General features: G+C 61.7%; 17 protein-coding genes and 1 tRNA gene. All 18 read left to right on the top strand.

Annotated elements, in window-relative coordinates:
- Position 1: 1 nt before the first annotated feature.
- Positions 2–1,195: a molybdopterin molybdotransferase MoeA gene (locus AC8GDA_RS04735; protein ID WP_506557151.1), complete on the top strand. Its 1,194-nt coding sequence runs from the start codon at positions 2–4 to the stop codon at positions 1,193–1,195.
- Positions 1,196–1,204: 9 nt separating this feature from the next.
- A complete protein-coding gene (gene moaD, locus AC8GDA_RS04740) occupies positions 1,205–1,471 on the top strand; it encodes a molybdopterin converting factor subunit 1 (protein ID WP_506557152.1) in 267 nt (88 codons plus the stop codon).
- Positions 1,472–1,475: 4 nt separating this feature from the next.
- The gene (moaE, locus tag AC8GDA_RS04745) at positions 1,476–1,973 is read left to right on the top strand and encodes a molybdopterin synthase catalytic subunit MoaE (protein ID WP_506557153.1); all 498 of its coding nucleotides are present in this window, start codon (positions 1,476–1,478) and stop codon (positions 1,971–1,973) included.
- Between the two features lie 84 nt (positions 1,974–2,057).
- A complete protein-coding gene (gene clpB / locus AC8GDA_RS04750) occupies positions 2,058–4,661 on the top strand; it encodes an ATP-dependent chaperone ClpB (protein ID WP_506557154.1) in 2,604 nt (867 codons plus the stop codon).
- 8 nt (positions 4,662–4,669) lie between these two features.
- Entirely contained in the window at positions 4,670–5,101 is a 432-nt protein-coding gene (locus tag AC8GDA_RS04755; protein WP_506557155.1) for an RDD family protein, read from the top strand.
- A gap of 179 nt (positions 5,102–5,280) precedes the next feature.
- On the top strand, positions 5,281–6,999 hold the full coding sequence (locus tag AC8GDA_RS04760; RefSeq protein WP_506557156.1) for an acetolactate synthase 3 catalytic subunit: 1,719 nt from the start codon (positions 5,281–5,283) through the stop codon (positions 6,997–6,999).
- Positions 7,000–7,010: 11 nt separating this feature from the next.
- Positions 7,011–7,502: an acetolactate synthase small subunit gene (ilvN, locus tag AC8GDA_RS04765; RefSeq protein ID WP_506557157.1), complete on the top strand. Its 492-nt coding sequence runs from the start codon at positions 7,011–7,013 to the stop codon at positions 7,500–7,502.
- 11 nt (positions 7,503–7,513) lie between these two features.
- A complete protein-coding gene (gene ilvC, locus AC8GDA_RS04770; RefSeq protein WP_506557158.1) occupies positions 7,514–8,530 on the top strand; it encodes a ketol-acid reductoisomerase in 1,017 nt (338 codons plus the stop codon).
- Complete coding sequence (locus AC8GDA_RS04775; protein ID WP_506555407.1) at positions 8,530–9,189, top strand: phosphatidylserine decarboxylase; 660 nt, start codon at positions 8,530–8,532, stop codon at positions 9,187–9,189. The genes ilvC and AC8GDA_RS04775 overlap by 1 nt, the downstream gene beginning before the upstream one ends.
- Complete coding sequence (gene pssA, locus AC8GDA_RS04780) at positions 9,186–9,968, top strand: CDP-diacylglycerol--serine O-phosphatidyltransferase (RefSeq protein WP_506555408.1); 783 nt, start codon at positions 9,186–9,188, stop codon at positions 9,966–9,968. Before AC8GDA_RS04775 ends, pssA begins: the two co-directional genes overlap by 4 nt.
- A 169-nt stretch (positions 9,969–10,137) precedes the next feature.
- On the top strand, positions 10,138–11,670 hold the full coding sequence (locus tag AC8GDA_RS04785; RefSeq protein WP_506557196.1) for a 2-isopropylmalate synthase: 1,533 nt from the start codon (positions 10,138–10,140) through the stop codon (positions 11,668–11,670).
- A gap of 111 nt (positions 11,671–11,781) precedes the next feature.
- On the top strand, positions 11,782–12,051 hold the full coding sequence (gene rpsO, locus AC8GDA_RS04790) for a 30S ribosomal protein S15 (RefSeq protein WP_506555409.1): 270 nt from the start codon (positions 11,782–11,784) through the stop codon (positions 12,049–12,051).
- Positions 12,052–12,167: 116 nt separating this feature from the next.
- Positions 12,168–14,300: a polyribonucleotide nucleotidyltransferase gene (gene pnp / locus AC8GDA_RS04795; protein ID WP_506555410.1), complete on the top strand. Its 2,133-nt coding sequence runs from the start codon at positions 12,168–12,170 to the stop codon at positions 14,298–14,300.
- 21 nt (positions 14,301–14,321) lie between these two features.
- Entirely contained in the window at positions 14,322–15,128 is an 807-nt protein-coding gene (tpiA, locus tag AC8GDA_RS04800; protein ID WP_506555411.1) for a triose-phosphate isomerase, read from the top strand.
- 9 nt (positions 15,129–15,137) lie between these two features.
- Positions 15,138–15,521, top strand: a complete 384-nt coding sequence (secG, locus tag AC8GDA_RS04805; RefSeq protein ID WP_506555412.1) for a preprotein translocase subunit SecG — start codon at positions 15,138–15,140, stop codon at positions 15,519–15,521.
- Positions 15,522–15,566: 45 nt separating this feature from the next.
- A tRNA-Leu gene (locus tag AC8GDA_RS04810) sits at positions 15,567–15,651 on the top strand.
- 28 nt (positions 15,652–15,679) lie between these two features.
- Positions 15,680–16,039, top strand: coding sequence for an NADH-quinone oxidoreductase subunit A (locus tag AC8GDA_RS04815; RefSeq protein ID WP_506555413.1), 360 nt, complete (start codon positions 15,680–15,682; stop codon positions 16,037–16,039).
- A 2-nt stretch (positions 16,040–16,041) separates the two neighbouring features.
- On the top strand, positions 16,042–16,521 hold the full coding sequence (locus tag AC8GDA_RS04820) for a NuoB/complex I 20 kDa subunit family protein (protein ID WP_506555414.1): 480 nt from the start codon (positions 16,042–16,044) through the stop codon (positions 16,519–16,521).
- Positions 16,522–16,527 lie beyond the last annotated feature (6 nt).

Raw genomic sequence — 16,527 nt, forward strand, 5'->3', positions numbered from 1 at the left:
GGTGAAGACGCTGACTGAGGCCATGGACTGGCTTCTGGCGCAGTCCGGGCCGCCCCCGCAGGCCCAGCAGATTCCTACCGCGTCTGGGCTGGGCCGCATTCTGGCCAAGACCATCACGTCGCCGCTTGCGGTGCCGGCTTTCGACAACGCCCAGATGGACGGCTTTGCCGTGCGGTCCAGCGAGGTCCAGGCAGGCACTGTCCTGACGGTGTCCCAGCGCATCCCGGCCGGTGCAGTGGCAGCACCGCTTCTTCCCCAGACCGCAGCGCGCGTCTTCACAGGTGCCCCCATCCCTGCGGGGGCCGATGCGGTCGTCATGCAGGAGGACACCGAAACCCTCGGTGACGGCCAGGTTCGCTTTCACCGGCCCGCGGCCTCTGGGCAGTTCGTGCGACCGGCCGGCGGTGATCTGCAGGTCGGTCAGGTGGTGCTGCCTGCGGGCCGTCGACTCTCGGCGGCCGACGTCGGGCTGTTGGCCTCGATTGGACTGGCCGAGCTGGACGTCTGCACAAGGCTTCGGGTGGGCGTCTTCTCCAGCGGCAATGAGCTGCGTCAGCCAGGTCAACCGTTGGGAGAAGGCCAGATTTACGACAGCAATCGGCCCATGGTCATGTCCCTCGTTCAGGGCATGGGCCTGTCGGTGGAAGACCTAGGCTCCCTGCCGGACTGCCTCGAGACCACCCGGCGTCGACTCTCCGAAGGTGGTCAAAAGTGCGATGTCCTGCTGACCTGCGGCGGAGTCTCGGTGGGCGAAGAGGATCACATCAAGTCGGCGGTCACCGCGGAGGGCACACTCGACCTCTGGAAGATCGCCATCAAGCCCGGTAAGCCCTTTGCATTCGGCCGGGTGGGGCGTGCAGCCTTTCTGGGCATGCCTGGCAATCCAGTCTCGGCCTGGGTGACGTTTGTCTTGTTGGTGCGCCCATTCCTGCTCAAGGCCTCCGGCCAGGCGGATGTGTTGCCACGGGCGGTCTGGGTGCCAGCCGGCTTTGACAAGCCCACCACCGACGCGCGCCAGGAGTTCCTCCGCGCCAGCATCGATCCGTCCGGGCATGCAGTCCTCCATGCTCGGCAGAGTTCACAGATCTTGTCGTCCATTTCTGAGTCCGAGGGGCTTCTGGAAGTGCCCATGAATGCCGCAGTTGCGCGGGGGGATCGGCTTCGGTTCTTTCCGTTTCCCATGTTTCTGGCCTAGCATCATCGAATGAGCGCATCGATCGACGTCACCCTTCGGCTCTTTGCGGGCCTGCGAGAGTCCACGGGCGTGGAGCAGGAGCGCCTCGCCGTGCCCCCTGGCACTCAGGTGGCACAGGTTCGCAGCCAGCTCGCTGATCGGGGGGAGGCCTGGAGCAGGGGCCTTCGAGACGCACAGCGCACCCGCGCCGCGGTGAATCATCAGCTCGTGGATGAACTCCACGAGTTGCGTGCAGGCGATGAACTGGCGTTCTTCCCGCCGGTGACCGGGGGCTAGCCACATGCCTGGTTCGTCGGCGTCCTCCCATCGGCCCCGGGTTCGGGTTCAGGCCGAAGACTTCAACATCCAGGCCGAGCTCGAGGCCCTGCGCCGACTGCCCAATGGGGATTGGAACGGCAAGGTCGGGGCTGTGGCGAGTTTCATTGGCACGGTTCGAGACCTCAACGAGGGCACCGATGTGGCCCGCATGGTCCTGGAGCACTACCCGGGCATGACCGAGAAGAGCATTGAGGCCATCATCGATCAGGCAGAGGCGCGCTGGCCGCTGCTGGGTGTTCGGGTGGTCCACCGGATTGGCGCCTTGCTGCCCGCCGATCAGATCGTGCTGGTGGCCGTGGCCAGTGCGCATCGTGAGGCTGCTCTGGAGGCCTGCGCCTTCATCATGGATTACCTCAAGTCGAAGGCGCCCTTCTGGAAGAAGGAGTCCACGCCCGATGGCGAACGATGGGTGGATGCCCGCGTGAGCGATGCAACCGCCCTGCAGCGCTGGTCCTCCTGATGACCCCTTGAAAAACCGGGGGTTCGCCCCCACCTCACTCTCCAATCGCGGTTGTGTCCGCCACCACATGAAGGGAGTGTTCCCATGCGTCTCGACAAACTCACCACAGCATTCCAGCAGGCCATTGCCGACGCCCAGAGCCTGGCGATTGGTCAGGACAATCCATCGATCGAGCCCCTCCACCTTCTGATTGCCCTGCTCGAGCAGTCGGAGGGCGGCAGTCGATCCCTGCTCTCACGGGCAGGGGGCAACGTCCAGAAGTTGGTCGCAGATGCGCGCCAGGGGCTTGAGCGTCTGCCGAATGTGTCTCAGGCCACCGGGCAGGTCACGATTGGGTCTGAGCTCACTCGTTTGTTGAACCTGACAGACCGTGAGGCACAACGCCGAGGCGATCAGTTCTTGGCGAGCGAACTCTTTCTGCTGGTCTTGGCCGACGACAAGGGCGAGGCCGCCCGGCTTCTGCGGGATGCGGGCGTGAGCCGCAAGAGCCTGGAGATGGCGGTCGATGCCGTTCGGGGTGGCGCGGCTGTGAGCAATGCAGAGGCCGAGGGCCAGCGTGAGTCGCTCAAGAAATACACCGTCGATCTTACGGAGCGGGCCTTGGCGGGCAAGCTCGACCCGGTCATTGGCCGGGACGATGAGATCCGTCGTTGCATTCAGATCCTGCAGCGGCGAACCAAGAACAACCCTGTCCTCATCGGTGAACCGGGTGTCGGCAAGACAGCGATTGTGGAAGGCCTTGCCCAGCGCATCGTCAATGGAGAGGTGCCCGAAGGCCTCAAGGGTAAACGTGTCCTCACCCTCGACATGGCGGCGCTGCTCGCAGGTGCCAAGTTCAGAGGCGAGTTTGAGGAGCGGCTCAAGGCCGTGCTCAAGGATGTGGCGGCCATGTCCGAGAGCGACCAAGGGCATCCGATTGTCTTCATCGATGAGATCCACACCATGGTGGGGGCCGGCAAGGCCGAGGGCGCGATGGATGCCGGCAACATGTTCAAGCCCGCGCTCTCTCGCGGCGAACTGCACTGTATTGGCGCCACCACGCTCGATGAGTACCGAAAGTACATCGAGAAGGATGCAGCCCTCGAGCGCCGGTTCCAGAAGGTCTTGGTGGGTGAGCCCACGGTGGAGGCAACCATCGCCATTCTGCGTGGCCTCCAGGAGCGGTATGAGCTGCACCACGGCGTTGACATCACTGACCCGGCCATCGTGGCGGCGGCCGAGCTCTCAAATCGTTACATCACAGACCGCTTCCTGCCCGACAAGGCGATCGACCTCATCGATGAGGCGGCCAGCCGCATCAAGATGGAGATCGACTCCAAGCCCGAGGTCATGGACAAGCTCGACCGCCGGCTGATCCAGCTCAAGATCGAGCGCGAGGCTGTTCGGAAGGAGAAGGACGATGCCTCGAAGAAACGCTTTGAACTCATTGAGCAAGAGATCGCCCGGCTCGAGCGTGAGGTCTCAGACCTCGAAGAGATCTGGCGGGCTGAGAAGTCTGCGGTGCAGGGGTCTCAGCACATCAAAGAGGAAATCGAGCGTCTGCGCCTGGAGATTGAGCAGCACACCCGCAAGGGTGACTGGCAGAAGGTGTCTGAGCTTCAGTACGGCCGGCTGCCGGAGTTGGAGTCACGCCTCAAGGCGGCGGATGCTGCGGGCCAGCCTGGGGAAGGCCAGCGGGCCCGACTGCTGCGCACGCAAGTCGGTGCAGAGGAAATCGCCGAGGTTGTCTCCAGAGCCACAGGCATCCCCGTCTCCAAGATGATGCAGGGTGAGCGCGACAAGCTGCTGCAGATGGAAGACTTCCTTCACCACCGGGTGGTGGGCCAGGACGAGGCGGTCACCCTCGTGGCCGACGCCATTCGACGCTCTCGCGCGGGGTTGTCCGACCCGAACCGGCCTTATGGGTCCTTCCTGTTCCTGGGCCCGACTGGGGTGGGCAAGACGGAGCTCTGCAAGGCGCTGGCCCAGTTCTTGTTCGACTCCGAAGAGCACCTGGTGCGCATCGACATGAGTGAGTTCATGGAGAAGCACTCGGTGTCGCGGTTGATCGGTGCGCCCCCGGGCTATGTGGGCTACGAGGAAGGCGGAACCCTCACCGAGGCGGTGCGCCGCAAGCCCTATAGCGTTATTTTGCTCGATGAGGTGGAGAAGGCCCATCCCGATGTCTTTCACGTGCTGCTGCAGGTGCTCGACGATGGCCGGCTCACCGATGGGCAGGGCCGCACGGTCGACTTCCGCAACACGGTGGTGGTCATGACCTCGAACCTGGGCTCTCAGGAGATTCAGCGGCTTGTCGATGCGCCCCGCGCAGCCGTGAAGGCGGCCGTGATGGAGGAGGTCAGGCAGCACTTTCGGCCCGAGTTCATCAATCGCATCGACGAGATCGTGGTCTTCCATGGGCTCGACCGGACCCACGTGCGCAAGATTGCGGGCATTCAACTCGAGCGGCTGGGGGCTCGACTGGCCCAGCGCGACCTTCGCCTGGAGATCTCGGATGAGGCCCTTGATGAGATTGCCAAGGTGGGCTTTGATCCGCTCTTCGGGGCCCGTCCGCTCAAGCGTGCCATCCAGTCCCAGATCGAGAACCCGATCGCCAGGCTCATTCTGGAGGGACGGTTTGGCCCGAATGATGTCGTGCCTGTCGATCTCCACGACGGCCAGTTCTCATTTGAGCGGGTGGTCCATTGAGCGAGGCCATGCCGAGGGATGCCTCTGTCTGGCGCCGATTTGTCGGCATGGGCTACGAGTTTTTCTTGCTGGTTGGCCCCGTGATGTTGGTGGCCTTTGTCTACAGCTTTCTGGTGGGCCAGACAGACCATGCCGATCAGGGCAAGCGGGTAGGGCTTCAGATGGTGCTCTACCTCACGCTGCTCGGCTACTTCGCCTGGGGCTGGAGCCTGGGCCGGGTGACACTGCCCATGCAGACACTCCAGCTCCAGGTGGTGGATTCCGCCACCGGGGGGCCGATCACGCGGCTCCGGGCGTTCTCCCGGGCCTTCGTTGGCAGCCTGTCCTTGGTGAGTGGTCTCTGGCTGATCGTTGCGCTGGTCCGCCGAGACCGTCAGACAGCCCACGACCTCCTCACCCGTACCCGCCTCGTCCACGTGCCACGTCCGCGGCCAAGTTGACCCTTTTTTAAGGCCCGACTATCATCCTGGGCTTGCCGATTGAAGCGTCGAGCCTCGGCCCACAAGGCTTTTTGGCTCGCCGATCCATCAGCTTCAAGCCCCTGCTCGATGTCTGTGTCGTCGATTGCTCGATGGCACCGACGGGTGGGGATCACTAGAACTGTTTAGGACCGAACAACATGGACATCACAGGCGCGGAAATCCTGGTGCGTTGCCTCCAGGAAGAGAAAGTAGAGCATTTATTCGGATACCCCGGCGGGGCCGTCCTCTACATCTACGACGAAATTTTCAAGCAGGACAAGGTCAAGCACATCCTCGTGCGGCATGAGCAGGCAGCCGTGCATGCGGCCGATGCCTATTCGCGGTCGAGCCAGAAGACAGGCGTCTGCATCGTGACCAGTGGCCCCGGCCTGACCAATGCGGTCACGGGCATTGCCACGGCCTACATGGATTCCATCCCGATGGTCATCATCTCGGGCCAGGTGCCAACCCATGCCATCGGCCTGGATGCCTTTCAAGAGTGCGACACCGTGGGCATCACACGGCCTTGTGTGAAGCACAATTTCTTGGTCAAGGATGTCAAAGAGCTGGCCAGCACCATCAAGAAGGCCTTTCACATCGCTCAGAGCGGCCGACCAGGGCCGGTGCTGGTGGATGTTCCCAAGGACATCACGCGCGATCGATGCAAGTTCGAGTACCCCAAAGAGGTCTCGATGCGGTCCTACAGCCCGGTGGTCAAGGGCCATCTTGGTCAGATTAAAAAGGCCGTGCAGATGATCCTCTCTGCCGAGCGGCCCATGGTTTACTCCGGTGGCGGCGTGATTCTCTCGAATGCGTCGGACGAACTCACCGAGCTTGTTGACCTTCTCGGCGCGCCCTGCACCAACACACTCATGGGCCTGGGCGCCTACAAGGCCAGCGACCCGAAGTTCCTGGGCATGCCCGGCATGCACGGCACCTACGAATGCAACATGGCCATGCAGCACTGCGATGTGCTCATTGCTGTGGGCGCGCGGTTCGATGACCGGGTGATTGGCAACCCGAAGCACTTTGCCCAAAACCCCCGCAAGATTGTTCACATCGACATCGATCCGTCGGTCATTGCCAAGCGTGTGAAGGTCGACCTCCCCATCGTTGGGGATGTCCGCGAGGTCTTGAAGGACCTCATTGGCATTCTCAAGGAGGGCATGGCGCCTGGCAGCAAGCCCGCTGCAAAGCCATACGAGGCCTGGTGGAAGCAGATCACCGAGTGGCGCGGGCTCAACTGTCTTGCCTACAAGGCCAGCGACGAGGTGATCAAGCCCCAGTCGGTGGTGGAGGCGGTCTGGCGGCTTACGAATGGCGATGCCTTCGTGACCTCGGATGTCGGGCAGCACCAGATGTGGGCGGCCCAGTACTACCGTTTCGATAAGCCTCGGCGTTGGATCAACTCTGGGGGCTTGGGCACCATGGGCGTGGGCCTGCCCTATGCCATGGGTGTGAAGTTCGCGAATCCCGATGCCGAGGTGGTCTGCATCACGGGCGAGGCCTCGATCCAAATGAACATTCAAGAGCTCTCCACCTGCCAGCAGTACCGCATCCCGGTGAAGGTGCTGAACCTGAACAACCGCTACCTGGGCATGGTTCGGCAGTGGCAGGAGATTGAATACGGCTCGCGCTACTCCGAGAGTTACATGGATTCCCTGCCTGACTTCGTCAAGCTTGCCGAATCCTATGGCCATGTGGGCATGCGAATCGACAAGCCGGCCGACGTGGAGCCCGCCATTAAAGAGGCGCTGGCGCTCAAGGATCGGCTGGTCTTCATGGACTTCATTACCGATCAGACCGAGAACGTCTGGCCCATGGTTCAGACAGGCAAGGGCCTCACCGAGATGCTCCTCGGTGCAGAAGACCTCTGATGGAGCGCGACATGAGACACATCATTTCCATACTTCTCGAGAACGAGCCCGGTGCGCTCTCACGCGTGGTGGGCCTCTTCTCCGCGCGTGGCTACAACATTGAGTCCCTTACGGTGGCACCCACCGAAGACCAGTCGCTCTCCCGAATGACCATCGTGACCCGCGGCTCCGAAGATGTCATCGAGCAGATCACCAAGCATCTGAATCGCCTCATTGAGGTCGTGAAGGTCATCGATCTCAACGAGTTTCCTCACATGGAGCGCGAGCTCATGCTCATCAAGGTCCGGGCAGTGGGCAAGGAGCGCGAGGAGATCAAGCGCATGGCAGATATTTTTCGTGGCCGAATCATTGATGTCACCGACAAGGCCTACACCATTGAGCTGACCGGAGACGGCAGCAAACTCGATGCCTTCATCGAGGCCCTAGAGGAGGGCACCATCCTCGAAACGGTTCGAACGGGCAGTTCCGGAATTGCCCGTGGTGAACGTGTGCTCCGCGTCTGAAAGGAAATGAAATGAACGTGTTTTACGACAAAGACTGTGACCTGTCGCTGCTCAAGGGCAAGAAGGTTGCCATCATCGGCTATGGCTCTCAGGGCCATGCCCATGCCCAGAACCTCAACGACAGCGGTGTCAATGTCGTGGTCGGTGTTCGAAAAGGTGGGCCATCCTGGGCCAAGGTCGAGAAGGCTGGGCTGAAGGTTGCCGAGGTTCGTGCTGCGGTCGAAGGCGCAGACCTGGTCATGCTGCTTATGCCCGACGAAACCATTGCCTCGGTCTATTCGGCAGACATCGCACCGGTCATCAAGCAGGGTGCCGCCTTGGCCTTTGCCCACGGCTTTAACGTGCACTACGGCCAGGTCGCCCCTCGGGCCGACCTCGACGTCATCATGATTGCCCCGAAGGCCCCCGGCCACACCGTTCGCCAGACCTACACCCAGGGCGGCGGTGTTCCCTGCCTCATCGCCATCCACCAGGACCAGTCGGGCCATGCCCGCGACATTGCTCTGGCCTATGCCAGTGCCATCGGTGGTGGAAAGGCCGGCATTATTCAGACCAACTTCCGGGAAGAGACCGAAACCGACCTCTTCGGTGAGCAGGCCGTGCTGTGCGGTGGCACTGTGGAGCTCATCAAGGCTGGCTTTGAGACCCTGGTCGAGGCGGGCTATGCCCCCGAGATGGCCTACTTCGAATGTCTCCACGAGCTCAAGCTCATCGTCGACCTCATCTATGAAGGTGGCATTGCGAACATGAACTACTCCATCTCCAACAATGCGGAGTTTGGCGAGTACGTGACAGGCCCCAAAGTGGTGGGTCCCGAGGCCAAGGCGGCCATGAAGCTGGCCTTGGAGCGCATTCAGACCGGGGAATATGCCAAGGAATTCATTCTGGAGAACCGGGCCGGTGCGCCAACATTGCAGTCGCGTCGTCGGCTCATGGCGGAGCACCAGATTGAGCAGGTCGGCGAGAAGCTTCGGGCGATGATGCCCTGGATTCGCGCCAACCGGATGGTGGATCAGACCCGCAACTGATGGACGTCGATCGCTATCCCCATCCGCTGCTGGCCAGAGAGGGGTGGTTCTACTCCTTCCTGGCCGTGGCGGCCGCCATCATCGCCACGGCCCTTGATGCGGGGCTCTGGTCGGTTCCGTTCTGGGTCGTGGCCATTTTCGTGATTCAGTTCTTCCGAGACCCTCCAAGGGTCGGCCCGTCTGATCCGAATGCGATCGCCAGTCCTGCCGATGGCCGCATCGTCTTCGTCGGCCCGGAGGCAGACCCCCTTTCTGGCGAACCCGCACTGAAGATCAGCGTCTTCATGAATGTGTTCAACGTGCATTCGAATCGCGCCCCCATTGCCGGCCGCGTCTGCCAGGTTCAGTACTTTCCCGGTCAGTTCGTCAATGCAGCGCTCGACAAGGCGTCGGCCGAGAACGAGCGCAATGCCATCGTGATGGAAGACGACCAAGGCCGTCGCCTCACAGCCGTTCAGATCGCTGGCCTGGTGGCACGGCGTATCCTTTGTTATGTGGAAGAGGGAGACAGCCTTCGCCGAGGAGCCCGTTATGGCTTTATTCGATTCGGCTCGCGGGTTGATGTCTACCTTCCGTTGGGGAGCGAACCGTTGGTGATGCTGGATCAAAAAGTGTCGGCCCACAGCACGGCCTTGGCCCGTTGGCCGGCCCCCGCATGACCCGCCCCATGCTCCCGAGGCGTCGGCAGTCCATTTACCTGCTGCCAAACCTCTTCACCACCGCCTGCCTGTTCAGCGGCTTCTTCGCCATTGTCATGGCGATGAACAACCAGTTCGCACAGGCCGCGGTGGCCATCTTTGTGGCCATGGTTCTCGACAGCCTGGACGGCCGTGTGGCCCGCCTGACCAACACCACCTCCGACTTCGGCGCCAACTACGACAGCCTGGCCGACATGGTGTCATTCGGTGTGGCACCCGCCCTGGTGGCCTATGTCTACGCCCTGCAAGGCATGGGCAAGCTTGGCTGGCTGGCGGCCTTCATTTATGTGGCGGGTGCGGCCCTGCGGCTGGCCCGCTTCAACACCAACATCGGTGTGGTAGACAAGCGCTTCTTTCAGGGCTTGCCCAGCCCTGCCGCTGCGGCCTTGGTCGCGGGCCTGATTTGGCTGGTGACCGATCTCCACGAGGCGCGTTTCATCACCTATAGCGCAGCCGATCTTCGCTGGCTGGTCTGGGGCGTGACCCTCTATGCAGGCGTGACCATGGTCAGCATGGTGCCCTTCTACAGCTTCAAGGACATCAACCTGCGGCGTAGTGTGCCGTTCGTGTTCGTGGCCTTGGGGGCCTTGGTGCTGGTGCTGGTCTCCCAAGACCCCCCGAGCATGCTTTTTCTGGCGGTGGCGGCCTATGCACTCTCCGGTTATGTGTTGTTTTTCTGGCGCAGAGCCAAAGGGCGTGGCGGTGATTTATTTGTTGAATCGGATTCAAAAGATTTATAGTATGAGCATCATGAACTCGATGTCGTCTTGCCCTCGTGGCCTGCTTGAGCATCTATCCCTGGGTCGACTGCGCCCCGGGCGCTAACCATCGACCCCCTCCGGCTGTCCGCGCCGGTTCAACACAGCGGACCAACCCCTATCTCGAATTTGTTGCTCAAGGAGCCTCATGATGGCTGATCAATTGGTGATTTTCGACACAACGTTGCGTGACGGTGAGCAGAGCCCCGGCGCATCCATGACCAAGGACGAAAAAGTCCGCATTGCCCGGCAGCTCGAGCGGCTGAAGGTCGATGTCATCGAGGCCGGCTTTGCAGCCGCAAGCCCCGGCGATTTCGAGGCGGTGCGGGCCGTGGCAGAGACCATCAAAGACAGCACGGTCTGCTCATTGGCACGTGCCACCTCTCAAGACATCGAGCGGGCCGGCACGGCCGTTGCACCGGCGCCCCGCAAGCGCATTCACACCTTCATTGCCACCAGCCCGATCCACATGGAGAAGAAGCTGCGCATGAACCCCGATCAGGTGGTCGAGGCGGCCATTGCGGCAGTCCGGCAGGCGCTCACCTACACATCCGATGTCGAGTTTTCTGCCGAGGATGCCGTTCGGTCAGACATCGATTTCCTCGTTCGTATTTTTGGCGAAGTGATCAAGGCCGGGGCCAGCACCATCAATGTTCCCGACACGGTCGGCTACAGCGTGCCAGGACAGTGGGGCGATCGAATGTCGCAGCTCATCGCCAAGACCCCTGGCGCAGACAAGGTGGTCTGGTCCACCCATTGTCACAACGACCTTGGCATGGCCGTGGCCAACTCCTTGTCAGCAGTGCTTGCTGGCGCCCGGCAGGTGGAGTGCACGATCAACGGCCTGGGCGAGCGGGCCGGCAACGCGAGCCTTGAAGAGATTGTTATGGCCGTGAAGACCCGCCGAGATGTCTTCGGCTGCGACTCTGGCATCGACACCAGTCAGATCGTTCCGGCCTCTCGGCTGGTCTCCCAGATCACCGGGTATCCGGTGCAGCCCAACAAGGCCATCGTGGGCGCCAATGCCTTTGCCCACGAGTCCGGCATTCACCAAGACGGTGTGCTCAAGCACCGCGAGACCTACGAGATCATGCGTGCGGAGGATGTCGGCTGGACGGCCAATCGCATCGTGTTGGGGAAGTTGTCTGGCCGAAACGCCTTCCGACAGCGCCTTCATGCCATTGGCATAGAGTTGGATGGGGAGCAGGCGCTCAACGATGCCTTTGCCCGCTTCAAAGCCCTTGCAGACCGAAAGACGGAGATCTTCGATGAGGATCTCCATGCCATTGTCTCGGGGGAGCAAGAGCCCAGCGCGGAGCGCTATCGGCTCGTGTCCCTGTCCCAGCACTCCGAGATGGGGGAGCAGCCCATGTCGAAGGTGGTCTTCTCGGTCTCGGGCCAGGAGGTCCGCTCGGAGTCCAACGGCAATGGCCCCGTTGACGCCACCGTCAAGGCCATTGAGCAGGAGGTCAAGAGCGGTGCAGAGCTCTTGCTCTTCTCGGTCAATGCCATCACGACGGGCACGGAATCCCAGGGAGAGGTCACCATGCGGCTCTCCAAGGGGGGGCGAATTGTCAATGGGATGGCCTCAGACCCCGACATTGTGGTGGCCTCGGCCAAGGCCTATCTCAATGCCCTCAACCGGCTGGCAGCAGAGCCAAGGGTGAATCCGCAGCAGCCCTAGGCCAGGCTTGTCTGGATGCAGGAAATCCAGTAAAATCAAGCGGTTTCACTCGCACGGCGCGCCCGGCAGGCGTGTCCGCAAGTTCAATCCTTTTTTCCAGGGGTTTTTGCCATGACCGTTGCACATTTGCCCAAGTCTGAGATCGTTTCGCAGTTCCAACGGGCCCCGGCCGACACCGGCTCGCCCGAAGTTCAAGTGGCCCTGCTCACTGCCCGCATCAATGAACTCACGGCCCACTTCAAGATCCACGCCAAAGACCACCACTCCCGTCGGGGTCTTCTCAAGATGGTGAGTCGTCGGCGAAAGCTGCTCGATTACCTTAAAAACACAGACCTACCGGCCTACCGCACGCTGATTGAGCGACTGGGCCTGCGCAAGTGATGCATGCCACGCCAGATCCGGGCCTCGGCCCAACGTGATCTGGCGTTTTTGTTTGGGCCCTTTGTTGGCCACCCAAGCCCTCTGCAGCAACCGTGCACTCATTTAAAGGAACAAACGTGTTCAACATTGCCAAAGAAACCTTCCAGTACGGCTCCCAGACGGTCACCATTGAAACGGGTGAGATTGCCCGTCAGGCCAGCGGCGCCGTGCTCGTCAACGTCGAAGACACCGTTGTACTCGCCACGGTTGTGGCCGCCAAAACAGCCAAGTCCGGCCAAGATTTTTTCCCGCTCACCGTCGATTACCAAGAAAAGACCTATGCCGCTGGCAAGATCCCAGGCGGATTTTTCAAGCGGGAAGGGCGCCCGAGTGAGAAGGAGACCCTCACGTCCCGACTGATCGACCGACCCATTCGGCCGCTCTTTCCAGAAGGCTTCTACAACGAGGTGCAGGTGGTCTGCACCGTGATGTCCCTCAATCCAGAGGTCGACCCCGACATCGTGGCCATGATTGGCACGTCTGCTGCACTGGCCATTTCTGGCGTCCCGTTCGATGGCCCCATTGGTGCAGCACGCGTTGGCTACGTGAACAACCAGTACGTGCTCAACCCCACGGCCACTCAGCTGAAGTCCTCCCGTCTCGACCTGGTCGTGGCGGGCACCGAGGCGGCCGTGCTCATGGTGGAGTCCGAGGCCGACCAGCTCCCCGAAGACGTCATGCTGGGGGCGGTGGTGTTTGGGCATGAGCAAATGCGCCACGCCATCGGTGCCATCAATCGGCTCGTGGAAAAGGCTGGCAAGCCCGAGTGGGATTGGAAGCCTGCGGCCCAGAACGAGGCCCTCATTGGCCGCATCAAGGCGCTCGCCGAAGAGTCCTTCAAGCAGGCCTATCTGCTTCGCAACAAGCAGGAGCGCTCGCAGCGTCTCAAGGAGATCTACAGCCACGTGGAAACCACGCTGGCCCAGGAGGCCGAGGCCTCAGGTCAGCCGCTGCCCTCCGGCAACACCATCAACGACACGCTTTTTGGTCTCGAGGCGGCTGTGGTCCGTGGGCAGATCCTCAGTGGCCAAGCGCGCATCGATGGCCGCGACACTCGCACAGTCCGGCCGATCGAGATTCGTACAGGTGTCCTCCCCCGTGCCCATGGCTCCGCATTGTTTACGCGTGGTGAGACCCAGGCTGTGGTGGTGGCCACACTTGGAACCAACCGCGATGAGCAGATCATCGACGCCCTGGGCGGCGAGTACCGTGATCGCTTCATGCTCCACTACAACATGCCCCCGTATGCCACCGGTGAAACAGGCCGAGTCGGCACCCCCAAGCGGCGTGAGATCGGTCATGGCCGTTTGGCCAAGCGCGCATTGGTGGCCGTGCTCCCAGCGCCCGAGGATTTTGCATACGCCATGCGGGTGGTCAGTGAGATCACAGAGTCCAACGGCTCATCCTCGATGGCCTCGGTCTGCGGTGGCTGCCTGGCTCTCATGGATGCGGGCGTTCCGCTCAAGGCCCACGTGGCCGGCATCGCCATGGGCCTCATCAAAGACGGGGGTCGCTTTGCGGTGCTCACAGACATCCTCGGCGATGAAGACCACCTCGGCGACATGGACTTCAAGGTGGCTGGCTCCGAGATTGGCATCACAGCCCTGCAGATGGACATCAAGATCCAGGGCATCACCAAAGAGATCATGCAGGTTGCACTGGCCCAGGCCCTCGAGGCACGCCTGCACATCCTTGGCAAGATGAAGTCCGCCATGGGCGGCGCCCGAACAGAGCTCTCCGAGTTCGCCCCACGTCTCTACACCATGAAGATCAATCCGGAGCGCATCCGCGACGTCATCGGCAAGGGCGGTGCAACGATTCGCGCCATCACCGAGGAGACCGGCACCACCATCGACATCAAGGAAGATGGCTCGATCACCATCGCAGCGACCACGGGCGACGCGGCCCGAGCCGCCATGAAGCGAATCGGGGAGCTTACCGCCGAGGTCGAGGTGGGCAAGGTCTACGAGGGCAATGTGCTGCGCCTGCTGGAGTTTGGTGCCATTGTTTCTGTTCTGCCCGGCAAGGATGGCCTGCTCCACATCTCTCAGATTGCCAACGAGCGCGTCAATCAGGTCTCCGATTACCTCAAGGAAGGCCAGATGGTTCGCGTCAAGGTGATCGAGGCCGACGAGAAGGGCCGCCTGCGCCTGTCGATGAAGGCGGCGATGGAAGCCTCCCCCGAGGCCGCGGCCCCAGCAGGCGAGTAAGCCAGCCCAGACACTGTTGTCATGAACCGTCGTCCACTGGTGCTTGGAAACTGGAAAATGAACGGCGACATGGTCCGCAATGAGGCCTTGCTGGCGGCTGTTCTCGAGCATTCCGCGGCCGTGCTGGCATCCGACCATGTCGATGCGGGCATTGCTGCGCCTGCGCCCTATCTCTTTCAGGTCGCGGTTCGATGCAAGGGCAGGGGGCTGCAGTGGGGTGCTCAGGACGTCTCCGATGAGCATCAGGGGGCCTTTACAGGTGAGATCTCCGTCGACATGCTCCGAGACTTCGATGTCCACTTCTCTCTGGTGGGCCATTCCGAGCGGCGTGCCCGGCACGGCGAGGCCGATGCCCAGGTGGCCAAGAAGGTGGCCTGTCTGCTGGAAGGTGGCCTCACGCCGGTGGTCTGCGTGGGAGAGAGCCTCTCTCAGCGCGATGCCGGTGAGGCCGTTGCCCACGTCTGTGCGCAGGTTCTCGCGGCCTTGGTGAATTGCCCTGACGATGCGCTGCCCAAGGTGGTGCTTGCATACGAGCCTATCTGGGCCATTGGCACCGGCCGGCAGGCGTCGCCCGCCGATGCACAGGCCATGCATGCGGCCATTCGGGGGGCGCTGGCTGCGCGTTCCTCAGATGCAGCCGGGCAGGTTCGAATTCTCTACGGTGGCAGCCTGGGTGCAGCCACCGCAGATGCCATGTTTTCCGAGGAAGACATCGATGGTGGCCTGGTCGGTGGAGCTTCCCTCGATGCAACGGCCTTCTCCACCATTCTGGCTGCCGCAGAGGCCCGTGCCCTGCGGCAATCCCCCTTATCCATTCAATTGAAATAGGCGTTCAACATGGCTTGGCTCGACACTCTGCTCAACGTGCTTCAGGTGCTTTCCGCCCTGGCCATCATCGTCCTGGTGCTCCTGCAGCAAGGCAAGGGCGCAGACATGGGCGCGGCCTTCGGCTCCGGCAGTGCTGGGTCGGTTTTTGGCGCCACTGGGTCTGCGAACTTCCTGTCCCGCCTCACGGCAGCCATGGCTGTTCTTTTCTTCTCCAGCACGCTTGCGCTGTCCTTCCTGGCCAGCCAGGACATCACCCGTTCGGGTTCAAGTGGCGGTATCATGGAGTCCATTCCGGGGGCGGTCCAGCAGCCCGGTGGCGATCCAACGATCCCCGCCCAGCCCAGCACGGTGCCGGTCCCAAGCGGGCCATCGGGAGCGATACCCAAGCAGTGAGTGGGGTGCTTTCAGTAAGTTGATGCAGGTCAATGTTGTCGTCATGCCGACGTGGTGAAATTGGTAGACACGCTATCTTGAGGGGGTAGTGGCGAAAGCTGTGCGAGTTCGAGTCTCGCCGTCGGCACCAACGAAGGGCTTCGTTTCAAGGGGGACGTATGAGTTTGGAGCAGTACCTGCCTGTGCTGCTATTCATTCTGGTGGGCGCTGCTGTCGGCGTGGGTCCCATGCTCATCGGAAAGCTCCTCGGTCCCAACCAGCCCGACTCCGAGAAACTCTCCCCATACGAGTGCGGCTTCGAGGCCTTCGAAGACGCCCGCATGCAGTTCGATGTGCGCTACTACCTGGTGGCCATTCTGTTCATCCTCTTCGACCTCGAGATCGCATTTCTCTTTCCCTGGGCGGTGAGCCTCCAAGAGATTGGTCTCTTTGGCTTCTTGTCGATGATGGTCTTCCTCTCCATACTGGTGCTCGGCTTCATCTATGAATGGATGAAGGGCGCCCTCGACTGGGAATAGACATGGCGATCGACGGCGTACTCAAGCAGGGCTTCATCACGACCACGGCCGACGAGGTCATCAACTGGACGCGCACTGGCTCGCTCTGGCCCATGACCTTCGGTCTTGCCTGCTGTGCGGTGGAGATGATGCATGCAGGCGCCTCTCGATACGACCTCGACCGCTTTGGCGTGGTCTTTCGCCCGAGCCCCCGGCAGTCCGATCTCATGATTGTTGCGGGAACCCTCTGCAACAAGATGGCGCCCGCCCTTCGCAAGGTCTATGACCAAATGCCCGAGCCGCGTTGGGTACTCTCCATGGGCAGTTGTGCCAACGGAGGCGGCTACTACCACTATTCCTATTCGGTCGTGAGAGGCTGCGACCGCATCGTGCCCGTCGACATTTATGTTCCTGGCTGCCCGCCCACGGCCGAGGCGCTGCTCTACGGAATCATTCAACTGCAGCAGAAGATCAAGCGCACCAGCACGATCGCCAGAGACTAAGCACAG

The organism is Hahnella aquatica (SeqCode), assembly GCF_965194505.1.
GTDB classification, from domain to species: Bacteria; Pseudomonadota; Gammaproteobacteria; order Burkholderiales; family Burkholderiaceae_A; genus Hahnella; species Hahnella aquatica.

Excerpts from the sequence above, each read along its gene's own strand:
- AC8GDA_RS04755 (WP_506557155.1), top strand. The coding sequence starts at position 4,670 with ATGCCGAGGGATGCCTCTGTCTGGCGCCGATTTGTCGGCATGGGCTAC.
- tpiA (WP_506555411.1), top strand. The coding sequence starts at position 14,322 with ATGAACCGTCGTCCACTGGTGCTTGGAAACTGGAAAATGAACGGCGAC.
- moaD (WP_506557152.1), top strand. The coding sequence starts at position 1,205 with ATGAGCGCATCGATCGACGTCACCCTTCGGCTCTTTGCGGGCCTGCGA.
- moaE (WP_506557153.1), top strand. The coding sequence starts at position 1,476 with ATGCCTGGTTCGTCGGCGTCCTCCCATCGGCCCCGGGTTCGGGTTCAG.
- AC8GDA_RS04820 (WP_506555414.1), top strand. The coding sequence starts at position 16,042 with ATGGCGATCGACGGCGTACTCAAGCAGGGCTTCATCACGACCACGGCC.
- pssA (WP_506555408.1), top strand. The coding sequence starts at position 9,186 with ATGACCCGCCCCATGCTCCCGAGGCGTCGGCAGTCCATTTACCTGCTG.
- AC8GDA_RS04785 (WP_506557196.1), top strand. The coding sequence starts at position 10,138 with ATGGCTGATCAATTGGTGATTTTCGACACAACGTTGCGTGACGGTGAG.
- secG (WP_506555412.1), top strand. The coding sequence starts at position 15,138 with ATGGCTTGGCTCGACACTCTGCTCAACGTGCTTCAGGTGCTTTCCGCC.
- ilvC (WP_506557158.1), top strand. The coding sequence starts at position 7,514 with ATGAACGTGTTTTACGACAAAGACTGTGACCTGTCGCTGCTCAAGGGC.
- AC8GDA_RS04815 (WP_506555413.1), top strand. The coding sequence starts at position 15,680 with ATGAGTTTGGAGCAGTACCTGCCTGTGCTGCTATTCATTCTGGTGGGC.
- AC8GDA_RS04760 (WP_506557156.1), top strand. The coding sequence starts at position 5,281 with ATGGACATCACAGGCGCGGAAATCCTGGTGCGTTGCCTCCAGGAAGAG.
- clpB (WP_506557154.1), top strand. The coding sequence starts at position 2,058 with ATGCGTCTCGACAAACTCACCACAGCATTCCAGCAGGCCATTGCCGAC.
- ilvN (WP_506557157.1), top strand. The coding sequence starts at position 7,011 with ATGAGACACATCATTTCCATACTTCTCGAGAACGAGCCCGGTGCGCTC.
- AC8GDA_RS04775 (WP_506555407.1), top strand. The coding sequence starts at position 8,530 with ATGGACGTCGATCGCTATCCCCATCCGCTGCTGGCCAGAGAGGGGTGG.
- rpsO (WP_506555409.1), top strand. The coding sequence starts at position 11,782 with ATGACCGTTGCACATTTGCCCAAGTCTGAGATCGTTTCGCAGTTCCAA.